Source organism: Kineothrix sp. IPX-CK (genome assembly GCF_039134705.1).
Taxonomy (GTDB): domain Bacteria; phylum Bacillota; class Clostridia; order Lachnospirales; family Lachnospiraceae; genus Kineothrix; species Kineothrix sedimenti.
This window is the reverse complement of record NZ_CP146256.1, coordinates 413,062-425,869: the sequence shown is the minus strand read 5'-3', so window position 1 is coordinate 425,869 and position 12,808 is coordinate 413,062. Positions and strand designations below refer to the sequence as shown.

Below are 12,808 nucleotides of genomic sequence, written 5' to 3'. Positions count from 1 at the left end.
CTTATTTCTCCTATCATCCGTTAACGCTTACACATCATTTTAACCTTAAACCTTCTACATTTCAACAAGCTATTATTCAGGAGGAATCAAAAGAGTGCTGATATCTATCTATTACGTAAAAACGGGAATGCCCATTTAGAGCATTCCCGTTTTTATCGCATGTTTTTCTTTGTTCTTTTTTTATTCTTATCCTATTCTTCTTCGTCCGGCTCCAAAAGCGCTTTTTCATAGCTCTCCAGTATGGTCGCCTGAATCCGCTCCCTTGTGCTGGAATTGATCGGATGGGCGATATCCCTGTATTCTCCATCTGTCGCTTTCTTGCTCGGCATTGCAATGAAAAGCCCCTTCTCTCCTTCAATCACCTTGATATCGTGAACTACGAACTCTTCGTCCAAGGTAATCGATACAATTGCTTTCATCTTTCCTTCCTTCGTGATCTTACGCACTCTTACGTCTGTAATATCCATGTCGTTTATCCCCCTTGGCTAATCATAGGTTTGTCGCTATATGACATATCTGTCATTATGCTCTATCACAACTTTAATACCTTCCTCGCCTTTATGGTAGGAATTGGCCCTGATGGTATTCCTACTCTCCACTATGCAGTTTTCAATATGTGTATTGTCCCCGATGTAGACATCGTTCAGAATAATGGAATTCTTTATGTAGCAATTATTTCCGATGTATGTCTTTTTAAAGATAACGGAGTCCTCTACCGTGCCGTTTACAATGCTTCCGCTGGAAATCAGGCTGTTTTTCACATTTGCTCCCACATTGTATTTCGCAGGAGGCAGATCATCCACCTTGGAATATACGTCGGGATACTGTTTGAAGAAATAGTCCCTGATCTCCGGCTTCAAAAAATCCATATTCGTATGGAAGTAGTCCTCAACTGTCGCTATGTTGCTCCAGTACGACTTGATTTTGTAGCCGTATATCCTCTTCATATTCTTGTAACGGATAAGAATGTCCTTTACAAAGTCATAACGATCCTCTTCCATACCCTTTTCTATCATCTCTATAAGCTGGCGCCTTCTTACTATGTAAATACCGCAGGAAACGGTGCTGGATCTGGCCATTATAGGCTTTTCTTCAAATTCCTCGATACGGCTCTCCTCATTCATCTTGATGATGCCATACCTTCCCGCATCCATATCCTCCGGCATGTCCTTACATACAACCGTAATATCCGCCTTCTTATCGATATGATATTCCAGCACTTTGTTGTAATCCATCTTATAAATACCGTCACCGGAGACGATTACTACATACGGCTCATGGCTGTTTTTCAAAAAGGTAAGGTTCTGGGCAATAGCATCCGCCGTTCCTCTGTACCAGTAACTGCTCTCCGCCGTAACTGCCGGCGTAAAGACGAATAATCCGCCCTGTTTGCGGCCGAAGTCCCACCATTTGGAGGAGCTTAAGTGTTCGTTCAGGCTTCTGGCATTGTACTGTGTAAATACCGCCACCTTTTGAATATGCGAGTTAGACATATTGCTAAGAGCAAAGTCGATGCTTCTATAGCTTCCTGCAATAGGCATCGCACATACCGCGCGCTTCTGGGATAATTCTTTCATTCTGTGATTGTTGCCGCCTGCTAAAATAATACCAATCGCTCTCAATGTTCTTCACCCGCCTTTATCAATGTTCTCCCGCTTAAAAGATTTGCCTGTTCGTAGTCCTCCAGCGCTGTGACTCCAAAGATTACGGTATTCTTTCCTATGGTCACTCCTTCAGGAATCACACTCTTCTCCCCCACTGTAACCATTCCTACATTGTAGATGTGCGGATCTGTCTCATTAGGAACCTCATCGCCAATCCCCATCCTTACATTGTTCCCGATGTCCGCATTCTCCGCGATAATTACCTTGTTCAACTCACAGCCCGAACCGATATGCGTCTCGTTCATGATGATGGAATCCCTCACCACGGTCCCCTTCTCGATGACAACGCCGCAGCCGATTACGGAATTGTATATCTCGCCATGAATATCGGAGCCCTCTCCGATGATACTCTTTTCGATCACACTCTCGGAGGATATGTACTGGGGCGGCAGTATGGTGCTTCTCGTGTATATTTTCCAATATTCTTCATACAGGTTGAACTCAGGCACAATGTTTATAAGTTCCATGTTGGCCTCCCAGTAAGAACTGAGTGTTCCTACATCCTTCCAGTAGCCGTTAAATTCATATGCGTACAGCGGCGAGCCCTGCCTATGGCAATATGGAATGATATGCTTGCCGAAATCCAGCGCCGGCTGTTCCGAATTCATGATCAGGGAATTCTTCAGAGCCTTCCAGCTAAATATGTAAATCCCCATGGAAGCCAGATTACTTCGCGGGTTCTCGGGTTTCTCCTCGAAATCCGTTATCTGCTTCCTGTCATCGGTGATCATGATGCCGAACCGCTTCGCTTCCTCCATCGGCACCGGCATGACCGCAATCGTTACTTCAGCGTTGTTCTCCTTGTGAAAGTCTAACATTACCTCGTAATCCATTTTATAGATGTGATCTCCTGAAAGTATCAGCACGTAGTCCGGATTGAAGCTGTCGATATAATCAATGTTCTGATAAATAGCGTTAGCCGTTCCCGTATACCATTCGCTGTTGGTGCTCTTCTCATAAGGCGGAAGCACCGTTACACCTCCTATATTCCTGTCAAGGTCCCACGGAATACCTATTCCTATGTGTGTATTCAGCCTAAGAGGCTGATACTGGGTCAATACTCCCACCGTATCCACACCGGAGTTAATACAATTGCTGAGAGGGAAATCGATAATTCTGTATTTTCCCCCGAAGGCTACCGCCGGCTTTGCCACCTTCGATGTCAAAACCCCCAGACGGCTTCCTTGTCCCCCAGCTAACAACATGGCAATCATTTCTTTTTTAATCATGTCATCACCTCTTATCAGTCTTACCTGTTAGTCACACTTAAGTAATTACTATATTGTGTTTTAGATTATACCATATTATACTAAGAAAGTGAATATTTTTTACAAAATACTTTTCAATTTACGGCATTTTTTATGTAAGTTTTTTACAATATTTTTACATTTAAAGAAATTTATTTGTATATTTTATATATTTTTTTGGAGTTTCTTGCGTATCATACGGTCACTTTTAGTCAAAACGTGCCATTTTACGGGGCTTGTTTCCTTCTCCGACAATTTCCGACTCAAATTGCTATTGGTTTTTTCCGGCTATGTGAGTATAATATAGTATGCGTATCGTCCAAGGGAAAAGACATATCGTCCGCTCCGGGCAATACAGTATAAGCATAAAAAGAACAGGAAGTGCGGTTATGTACAACATTGATTTTCAACACCCTATTCACATATACTTCATCGGCATCGGCGGCATCAGCATGAGCGGTCTCGCCGAGATTCTTCTGACGGAGGACTTCAGAGTATCCGGCTCGGATATGAGACAATCGCCTCTGACCGAAGCCTTAAAGGAGAAGGGAGCGGTTGTCCACTACGGACAAAGAGCAGAGAATCTGACCTATGATATCGACCTCATCGTGTACACCAGTGCCATCCATCCCGATAATCCCGAGTTTATCGCCATGAAGGAAATGGGTATTCCCCATCTGTCGAGAGCCGAGCTTCTCGGGCAGATGATGAAAAACTACAAGCTTCCCATCGCCGTCAGCGGCACCCACGGCAAGACTACTACCACCTCTATGATATCGGAGATTCTCCTCGAGAACGACTGCGATCCTACACTTTCCATCGGCGGCATCTTTAAGACCATCGGAGGCAATATCCGGGTAGGCAAGTCCGAATATTTCGTGACGGAGGCTTGTGAATATACCAATAGCTTCTTAAGCTTTTTTCCGAAGATCGGAATTATACTTAACATAGAAGAGGATCATCTCGACTTCTTTAAAGATATTCATGATATCCGCACTTCATTCCATAAATTTGCCAAGCTGCTGCCGGAGGACGGAACTCTCATCATTAACGGAGACATCGATAATTACGAAGAAATCACAAGGGGACTGACTTGCCGGGTCATTACCTGCGGCTCCACTCCTTCTTGCGATTACAGTTATTCCGATCTGCATTTTGACGGGCTGGCTCATGCATCCTTTACGCTGAACCGGAGAAACAATTTAGCCGAAGACTTTTCCCTTATGGTTCCCGGAGAACATAATGTGCACAACGCCATGGCTGCCATCGCTCTCGCCGACGTCCTTCGCATCGACAGCGATACGGTGAAAAAAGCGCTTCTGCATTTTACAGGCACCGACAGGCGTTTCGAATATAAGGGTAAAAAAGACGGTATTACCATTATAGATGATTATGCCCATCATCCTACGGAAATTACCGCGACCTTGAAAGCTGCTCAAAATTATCCCCACAACACATTGTGGTGCGTTTTTCAGCCACACACATATACAAGGACGAAATCCTTCCTAAAGGAATTCGCGGCAGCTCTTTCCCTTGCAGACAAGGTTGTCCTTTCCGATATATATGCGGCCAGAGAGACTGATAACCTGGGAATCAGCTCCGCCAATCTTCAAGCGGAAATAAATAAACTGGGAGCTGAATGCTTCTATTTATCTTCTTTTGAAGAAATCGAGAATTTTTTATCAGAGAGCTGTGTTAAAAATGACTTGTTGATAACTATGGGGGCCGGAGACATCGTAAAAGTGGGGGAAAATCTTCTAAAAAAATAGCTATCCACAATATCCACAATTTTAAGAGCCCTATCCCTTTTAGAATTTGTGGATATTTTAGCTTTTCTGTCATTTAGGAAATTCCTCCCGTAACCCTTGGTTTTTACATGAATTTTACATATATTTACCTACCGTGCATCCTTCCTGCCGCTATAATTATCCACATTATCCACATCGTCCACATTTCTGGAAAATGGCGTATTTACGGCGTTTTCCGGCAAATTGACTATTTATTTTTAAGAGGGGGTATGTTATAATTCAATTTGCTTTGAAATGAGTATAGTAATATAATGGTTACTGTTCATATAAGAACGGAGTGAGCAGTAACATATAATGAAGACGGGTGAGATAAATGGGGCGTTTAACAATTTATAAGGACAACTATGTGGATGCAACGGCTGTATCCAATATTTTTATTGACGAATATATGAAGGATGCTAACGATGCACAGCTTAAAATATACATTTATCTTATCCGTATGATGAATGCCAATCTATCTTGCAGTCTGTCCGATATTGCGGACAAATTTAACCATACGGAAAAAGACGTGATGCGTGCGCTCAAATACTGGGAAAAGAATCGCCTTCTTTCATTAGAATACGACGAAGCCAGAAATTTAATCGGAATTCATCTTCTCGATTTAAACCGGCAGATAAACGGCGACCCTATGCCTGCCGCTCCGGCAGCGGCACGAGCCGTCAAGGAGCCCGTTTCTCCGGACATAGATGCTGTGTCAGAACCGGCTTCCGCTTCTGAGGATAAACAGTTAAGCGAGGAGTCTTATGAAAGGCCGTCCTATTCCTTAGACCAGTTAAAAGAATTCAAATCAAAAGAAGAAACCTCGCAATTATTATTTATTGTGGAACAATACATAGGAAAGACCTTATCTCCCTCCGAAGTGAGAACCATATTCTTCATTTCGGATAAGCTCGCTTTTTCCGTGGACTTAATTGATTACTTAGTCCAGTACTGTGTAGAGCGCGGCAAGAAGGACTTCCGTTACATAGAAAAAGTGGCTGTCAGCTGGGCACAGTCGGGCATTACCAATCCAAAAGATGCAGAAAAGTATGCTTACAAATACGATAAATCCGTTTATGACATCATGAACGCTCTGGGCAAGAATACTTCTCCCACTTCCAAGGAGGCTGATTATATCCGCCACTGGACGAAGGAGCTTGATTTTGACATGGACGTGATCCGCGTTGCCTGTGAGCGCACCGTCATGGGAACGGATAAGCACCGTTTCGAATATGCCGATACTATTCTAAAGAGCTGGCACAATGCGGGTGTACACCATCTTCCCGATATCGCAAAGGAGGATGAGAAATTCCTGCGCGGTAAGACTTCACGCACACTGCCCAAATCCGTTTCGAACAATGCTTTTAATCAATTCAAGCAGCATGATTATGACTTCGAGACGCTGGAAAAGGAACTCTTAAAAATCCGATAACTTAAGGAGACTTCGCTGTGACGTTAAATAATGTTCAATATAATTTCATTATTCGCACATATGAGGAAAAGCAGGACAGGAACCGGCATTTGTTGGAGAAGCGCCGCGCCTATATTTATGAGCATGTGGATGGCTACAAGGAACTCGAAGACTCTATAGCCTCCATTTCCGTAGAACATGGGAAAAAGCTTTTAAGCGGGGACGATTCCGCTCTCGATGATCTGAAAACGATCATTAAAAATTTTTCTGAAAGCAAGACGAACCTTTTGGTCTCCTACGGCTATCCTTCCGATTATCTGGAGCCGGTTTACGATTGCCCCGAATGCAAGGATACCGGATACATAGACGGACAGAAATGTCATTGCTTCCGCCAGTTCGAAATTTCCATGCTTTACGAGCAGTCTCACATCAGCAAGATGTTACAGCATGAGAATTTTTCCAATCTTTCTTATGAATATTATAAGGATGATGATCTCGTGCTTTTTATGGACGCCGTAAACACTTGCAAGAAATTTATAGAAAATTTTGATTCCATCTATCAAAATTTATTCTTTTATGGTACAGTAGGGTCTGGCAAGTCATTTTTGTCCGGCTGCGTCGCAAAAGAATTGATCGAAAAGGGCCGTTCCGTCCTTTATTTCAGTTCCTCCTCCTTTTTTGAGACCTTATCCCAGCTTACCTATGGGTTTAGGAATAAAAACGGGCTAGGTGAAGCTTGCGACGATATTTATAACTGCGATTTGTTAATCATCGACGATCTGGGTGCGGAGGTTACGGGCAATTATACTTCTTCCCAGCTCTTTTCTTGTCTGAACGAGCGCCACATCCGGCACAAGTCCACAGTTATCTCTACGAACCTTTCGCTGGAGGAACTGCGAGTGCGTTATTCTGACAGAATATTTTCGAGGATTACCAGCAACTATACATTATGTAAATTATCCGGACCGGATATCCGAATATATAAAAAACTAAACAGAGCAAATTAAATACCTGCGCAGCAGAAAGTGAGGATTTTTTCATGGCAAAGCGTGAAGAAAAAAGAAATCTTGAGACCATTCCCGTCGGATCTCTAGGCATCATTCCTTTGGAAGGGTGTAAATCTTTGGGGGAGAAAGTTGATTACTATCTTGTAAATTGGAGGACGGAAAGAGAAAGTGAACACAAAGACTCTCTCGCATTTGCAGGTTATCAGCGTAAATCTTATATTCTTGGCGCGAAGGTTCCCCGCTTCGGCACCGGTGAGGCAAAGGGAATTATCATGGAATCCGTCAGAGGAACCGACCTCTATATCCTTGTTGATGTGGCAAACTATAGCCTCACGTACTCTTTATGTGGACATAAAAATCACATGTCTCCCGATGATCACTATCAGGATTTGAAACGAATTATTGCTGCAGTAGGCGGTAAAGCGAGAAGAATTACAGTTATCATGCCTTTTCTATATGAAAGCAGACAGCACAAAAGAAGCACGAGAGAGTCTTTGGACTGTGCGCTGGCGCTTCAGGAAATGGTTGCCATGGGCGTAGACAATATCATTACCTTCGATGCACACGACCCGCGAGTACAGAACGCGATACCTCTTCATGGTTTCGAGACGATACAGCCCACTTATCAGTTCATCAAGGGACTTCTCCATCATGTGCAGGGTCTGACCTTGGATTCAGATCATATGATGGTCATCAGCCCCGACGAGGGCGGTATGGGACGCGCAATCTATATGGCCAACGTGCTCGGTCTGGATATGGGTATGTTTTATAAGAGACGTGATTATACGAGAGTGGTAGATGGCAGGAATCCTATTGTTGCTCATGAATTCCTTGGAACCAGCGTAGAGGGCAAGGATATGATTATCATCGACGATATGATTTCCTCCGGCGAAAGCGCTCTCGAAGTAGCGGCTGAGCTTAAGAAAAGAAAGGCGGGCCGGGTATTTATCTGTTCCACATTCGGTCTCTTTACCAATGGCCTCTCCGGTTTTGACAAGGCCTTTGAGGACAAGAACATCGACAGAGTGCTTACCACCAACTTAATCTATCAGACGCCGGAACTGCTTTCCAGGGAATGGTACATCACCTGTGACATGAGCAAGTATATTGCATACCTTATCGATACCTTGAACCACGATGCTTCTATCAGTGATTTGTTAGATCCTAACGAACGTATCCAGAACGTTGTGGCAAAATATAAGAACGGGGAGCTGGATGATTAGTGTTCCGGCCTATAAAGATGAAGTATTTTATTATCCATATAGTTTAAACGGCCATCCGTTCAAACTATATGGATAAAAATTTGCGCTTGCGGAGGGAAGTCCGCAGGATATGAGAAAGGCATAATGATTCTATGAAACTGCACTCCGCACATAAAATTACACTTATCCGGTCCGGTTCAAGGGCCGATTTATTTTTGGACAAACAGTTTGGAAGCAATCAATTTTCCTATGGAGAAATATTTTCTATGCTGCTTCCGCTTATTCTGGATCAGTTTTTTATCAACATCATCGGGCTGCTTACAACGGCTATGATAAGTTCCTCCAGTCAGGAATCCGTATCCGCGGTCAGCCTCGTATCTCCCTTGAATATGATGACTTATTCCATCTTCAATGCCATCGCTGCCGGAGGCACCGTAGTCGTTGCACAGTATAAGGGGCGGGGTGAAACGGAGAAGATACGTGCTGCCGCCGGGCAGGTAATGTTCGCCACCTCGCTGGCGGCCGGGGCTTTATGCACTCTTTTGATCGTTTTTTCAAACCCGTTGGTATATACCTTATTTGGAGCGGCGGACCCCGTCGTCAAGGAAAAGGCTTGCAGCTACCTCATCGGAGTATCCCTTTCCATGATCTTTCATTCCTTTTATGTGGGTTCCTTTGCGGTCCTTCGAGGACTGGGAGAGACGAAAATCTGTCTGCGCCTTACGATGCTCATCAATCTGATCCATCTGTTCGCCAGCCTGCTCTTTATCAACGGCTTTCATATGGATATCATGGGAACAGTCCTTTCCTTAAACATTGCCAGACTTATCGGCGGCGGCTTCGCGGTCTTTTTATTGGTGCGCCCCAAAAGTATATTCAGGATTTATACAAAGAACATTTTCCATATTAATCCTTCTATGTTAAGATCCGTCTTTAAAATAGGTGTCCCCTTCGCCTTGGAACAAGTATTCTTTAATGGAGGCGGCATGCTTGTTCAGACTTATATCGTCTTCCTCGGTACGATCAGCGTTGCAGCCAACGCCATCGCAAGCTCTGCCTTTTCTATCCTGTATTCCAGCGGGATGGCGGTAGGTACTCTTGCCATTACTGTAGTAGGCCAGTGCATCGGTGCCGGAGATAAGGAGCTGGCAAAGCGTTACGGAGCGAAGCTCATATGGTTAGGGACCTTTATCGTCATCTTATCTTTAGTGGTATTCATGCCTCTCATGCCCTTAATATTGGAGCTGTATCAGGCGCCGGAAGCGACGTTATCCTTAATATATATCCTGCTTTGGATCGCGGCCATTCCAATGCCCTTTTTCTGGTCGGCATCCAATATCCTGCCCTGCGTCCTTCGTTCGGCAGGCGATGCCAATTATAGCTCCATTTCCTCTCTTATCACCATGTGGGTCATCAGGGTGGGACTGGGCTATCTCTTCGCTCTTCCTCTGGGATTCGGTGTTCAGGGTGTGTGGATCTGTATGGGAATCGAATGGGCCGTAAGAACGGTTATTTATTATCTCCGTTACCGCTCAGGAGTGTGGCTGACGAAGAATACCATAGACTAAACCTTGAATTTCACCCATACTTATGATACACTTATCAAGTTGCAAACACCCGGTCAGTTCGAGACCTTCCTGACCGACCCGTTCATAAAACGGCAAAAAAACAAAACTAAAGGAGACAAATTCATATGAACAAGAAAGTATTACTAATGGTCCAGGCGGCGATGATTGCCGCTATTTATGTTGTGCTCACTTTTGTAGCCAATGCCTTTGGCCTCGCCAACTACGCGGTGCAGGTCCGTTTCTCGGAAGCTCTTACAATTCTTCCCTTTTTCACTCCCGCAGCAATACCCGGATTGTTTATCGGCTGCCTGCTCAGCAACATACTGACAGGGTGCGCTCTGCCGGATATTATATTCGGAAGTCTCGCCACCCTGGCCGGCGCGTTCTTCACTTATAAGCTTCGCCGGTATAAATGGCTGGCGCCTGTTCCGCCCATCATTGCTAACATGATCGTGATCCCTCCCGTGCTGCTTTACGCTTACGGCATACGCCCCTTGTGGTTTTCCGTAATTACCGTTACCGCTGGGGAAATCATTTCCTGCGGGGTCTTAGGAATGCTTCTGCTCCTTGCCCTGGAGAAATACAGAAACCGTATTTTCAATCAATAAATTGAACAAAAGTGTACTCCTCTCACTCTCGCGGCCCAATACTTTGGCAGCACAGCTTTTGTTTTGCGCGCGCAGCTACGCATCATGCCCGAAGGGCTTTTATGTAATAGGCGCATTTTCCTATTACGATTAGGGTGTCAAAAGGTCCTTTATAAATACATTCTGGTCAATATGACCAAAACAAAAAGAACGACTGCGCCTATGTAAATATTTAGAACTTCTTATATATTGGAATTTGGAGCAGGAGTCTTTTTGTTTTGAGCATATTGACTTGAGACGTTTGCAAAAGGACCTTTTGACATCCTAATCCTATTACATAAAAAGGAGCCGAGAGGCTCCTTTCAAACTTTAAACAAAAAAATGCTATCTGTTCCTCTCCATAACTGCTGATTTAGCGAAACTTCACATCCGCATTGCCGCTTGAGGTGCTGGTCCTTATCGATGTCGTTGCATTTGCTCCATAGGTACCGCTCGCCGCATTGCCTCTCTTGTTGTAGGAAAGGTATTCATCGAAATCGGTATCTATGCTTCCGCTGCCTGCATTTACTTCATAGGAAAAGGAGCTGTCCTTAGGGATATTCAGCCGGATGTTACCGCTGCTCGTCTCCGCTTCCACTGTTTCTCCCAGGCTGATTAATTCAGCTTCGATGTTACCGCTATGGGCTGAAGCTTTAAAACTCCCCGATGCTCCTTCCACCTTGATGTTTCCACTGGAAACAGACACATAAGTGTTTCCTGCCCCGGAAGATACCACAATATTCCCGCTGGATGCAGTAACGGTTCTTTCTCCCTGAGCCATACCGAAGAAAATATTTCCGCTGGAAGTTTCTGCCGTGATTTTCTCTGCCTCGATCGCTTCGCAGGTAATATTTCCGCTTTTTACAGACGCATAGAACTCCCGGAAGCTCCACGCCGGATCCGAAGTGATATTTCCGCTGGAGGCCGTGACCGTTACGCTTCCGCTGAAGGCTTCGGGCAAATATATTTCGATTCGCTCGCTTCCTGTCAAAAAGCCCAGAGTAAAGGTCACGTTCATCCCCTCATTCTTCTTAACATACAGCGTATTTCCTTCTGTTTCCATTTTCGTATGATCTTCTCTGTTCTCATAGAGATATTCCTTTATAACGATTTTATCCGCCTCTCCTTTTAGAAAAACGATATTCTCCGAACTATATGAAATATCTATATTCTCAATTCCATCGACCGCAAATTCCTCTGTGTTTTTCAAGCTTACCATTCCAAATCCTCCTATAAAGCGGAAAGAACCATAATTATGCTGCCTTGCATAGGCTGCAGACGCCGCACAGATTACGATTGCTCCGCATAAAAACACGATGAACCCTATCCACGTTCTTTTCATATCTATTCCTCCGTATCTTCGTCCGAATACGGAGAACGATATTCTTCATATTCGCGCTCCTTCCTAAGGCTCTGCATATATGAAACCAAAGAATAGTAAATCGGAATCGTCAGAAAAATCACCCATGCCGGATGCCATGCGTTTGTAAAGAAGCCGGCGCAAAGAAACAGCAGCGTAGCTAATACCGGATATGAAAAAAAATGCATATTTTCATTTTTTATCGCTGATAAGAAACTGTTCCACAGCGGGATCAGAAGGAATAGCATCCATGCCGGATGCCATGCGTTAAAGAACGCTCCTGCCAAAATATAAAGCAGCACGATAACCAGAGTAAAAGGGAAATGATGATAATGTCTGAACCATTCCTTGTCATATTTCTGTCCATTTACATATACTCCCTTTTTATCGATATGAACGTTATCTCTGCTCTTTTTGTCGTCCACATGTATACCGTCCCAGCCTACATGAACCTCGCTTCCGTCCTTATCCTTCACATGAACCCCTCCAAAGCCCACATGAACGTATTCATCATCATCGCTGTTTTGAAGCCCTTCTTCAGAATCTGAAGTCTCCCTCGTCTCCTCTCCGCGAGGTGAAATCTCGTCCTCCGTCTTTAAAAGCTCATCCAGAGATATTCCATACAGCCTCGCCAGTAATATTAGATTATCCGTGTCCGGTGAAGCCTCCGCCCTTTCCCACTTGCTCACAGCCTGCCTGCTGATTCCAAGCTTCTCGGCCAAGGCTTCCTGCGACAGGTTATTGCTTTTTCGCAGATTCACTAACCGATTTGCAATTTCAATATTCATAATACTTTCTCCTTTTCTTAATGTGAAAAACTTCATTTGGAATTTTCACATCGGGAACTCCTTTGAGCTAATTATAGAAATTGCCCCCCGGTTGCACTACCAATTCTAGTTTGAATGGCCGCAACCATCGGTTGCGAACAGCCTAAAT

11 protein-coding genes are annotated in these 12,808 nt (G+C 44.3%); 6 read left to right on the top strand and 5 right to left on the bottom strand.

The features are described from left to right. Window positions 1-191: 191 nt before the first annotated feature. Genes spoVG through V6984_RS01970 form a run of 3 tightly spaced genes read right to left on the bottom strand, consistent with a single transcriptional unit; the run spans window position 192 to window position 2,893 of the window. Complete coding sequence (gene spoVG / locus V6984_RS01980; RefSeq protein ID WP_031391304.1) at window positions 192-467, bottom strand: septation regulator SpoVG; 276 nt, start codon at window positions 465-467, stop codon at window positions 192-194. Window positions 468-503: 36 nt separating this feature from the next. Further along, on the bottom strand, window positions 504-1,622 hold the full coding sequence (gene glgD, locus V6984_RS01975) for a glucose-1-phosphate adenylyltransferase subunit GlgD (RefSeq protein WP_342758145.1): 1,119 nt from the start codon (window positions 1,620-1,622) through the stop codon (window positions 504-506). Beyond that, window positions 1,619-2,893, bottom strand: coding sequence for a glucose-1-phosphate adenylyltransferase (locus V6984_RS01970; RefSeq protein ID WP_342758144.1), 1,275 nt, complete (start codon window positions 2,891-2,893; stop codon window positions 1,619-1,621). Before V6984_RS01970 ends, glgD begins: the two co-directional genes overlap by 4 nt. Window positions 2,894-3,300: 407 nt before the next feature. Between V6984_RS01970 and murC the strand changes: the two genes are divergently transcribed. The 6 genes from murC to V6984_RS01940 all read left to right on the top strand — a co-directional run bounded on the left by murC (window position 3,301) and on the right by V6984_RS01940 (window position 10,494). Further along, on the top strand, window positions 3,301-4,680 hold the full coding sequence (gene murC, locus V6984_RS01965) for a UDP-N-acetylmuramate--L-alanine ligase (protein WP_342758143.1): 1,380 nt from the start codon (window positions 3,301-3,303) through the stop codon (window positions 4,678-4,680). A 352-nt stretch (window positions 4,681-5,032) separates the two neighbouring features. Beyond that, a complete protein-coding gene (locus V6984_RS01960; RefSeq protein ID WP_342758142.1) occupies window positions 5,033-6,130 on the top strand; it encodes a DnaD domain protein in 1,098 nt (365 codons plus the stop codon). Between the two features lie 17 nt (window positions 6,131-6,147). Further along, the gene (locus V6984_RS01955) at window positions 6,148-7,116 is read left to right on the top strand and encodes an ATP-binding protein (protein WP_342758141.1); all 969 of its coding nucleotides are present in this window, start codon (window positions 6,148-6,150) and stop codon (window positions 7,114-7,116) included. Window positions 7,117-7,148: 32 nt separating this feature from the next. Further along, on the top strand, window positions 7,149-8,339 hold the full coding sequence (locus V6984_RS01950) for a ribose-phosphate pyrophosphokinase (protein WP_342758140.1): 1,191 nt from the start codon (window positions 7,149-7,151) through the stop codon (window positions 8,337-8,339). 194 nt (window positions 8,340-8,533) lie between these two features. Next, window positions 8,534-9,886, top strand: a complete 1,353-nt coding sequence (locus tag V6984_RS01945) for an MATE family efflux transporter (protein ID WP_342758139.1) — start codon at window positions 8,534-8,536, stop codon at window positions 9,884-9,886. 125 nt (window positions 9,887-10,011) lie between these two features. After that, a complete protein-coding gene (locus V6984_RS01940) occupies window positions 10,012-10,494 on the top strand; it encodes a QueT transporter family protein (RefSeq protein ID WP_342758138.1) in 483 nt (160 codons plus the stop codon). Window positions 10,495-10,885: 391 nt separating this feature from the next. On the opposite strand, the gene V6984_RS01935 is transcribed toward V6984_RS01940, so the two are convergent. Next, on the bottom strand, window positions 10,886-11,854 hold the full coding sequence (locus tag V6984_RS01935) for a DUF4097 family beta strand repeat-containing protein (protein WP_342758137.1): 969 nt from the start codon (window positions 11,852-11,854) through the stop codon (window positions 10,886-10,888). 2 nt (window positions 11,855-11,856) lie between these two features. Continuing rightward, window positions 11,857-12,660: a helix-turn-helix domain-containing protein gene (locus V6984_RS01930; RefSeq protein ID WP_342758136.1), complete on the bottom strand. Its 804-nt coding sequence runs from the start codon at window positions 12,658-12,660 to the stop codon at window positions 11,857-11,859. Window positions 12,661-12,808 lie beyond the last annotated feature (148 nt).

Coding starts and splice junctions, on each gene's coding strand:
- spoVG (WP_031391304.1), bottom strand. CDS start 467: ATGGATATTACAGACGTAAGAGTGCGTAAGATCACGAAGGAAGGAAAG.
- V6984_RS01970 (WP_342758144.1), bottom strand. CDS start 2,893: ATGATTAAAAAAGAAATGATTGCCATGTTGTTAGCTGGGGGACAAGGA.
- murC (WP_342758143.1), top strand. CDS start 3,301: ATGTACAACATTGATTTTCAACACCCTATTCACATATACTTCATCGGC.
- V6984_RS01960 (WP_342758142.1), top strand. CDS start 5,033: ATGGGGCGTTTAACAATTTATAAGGACAACTATGTGGATGCAACGGCT.
- V6984_RS01950 (WP_342758140.1), top strand. CDS start 7,149: ATGGCAAAGCGTGAAGAAAAAAGAAATCTTGAGACCATTCCCGTCGGA.
- V6984_RS01940 (WP_342758138.1), top strand. CDS start 10,012: ATGAACAAGAAAGTATTACTAATGGTCCAGGCGGCGATGATTGCCGCT.
- V6984_RS01935 (WP_342758137.1), bottom strand. CDS start 11,854: ATGAAAAGAACGTGGATAGGGTTCATCGTGTTTTTATGCGGAGCAATC.
- V6984_RS01930 (WP_342758136.1), bottom strand. CDS start 12,660: ATGAATATTGAAATTGCAAATCGGTTAGTGAATCTGCGAAAAAGCAAT.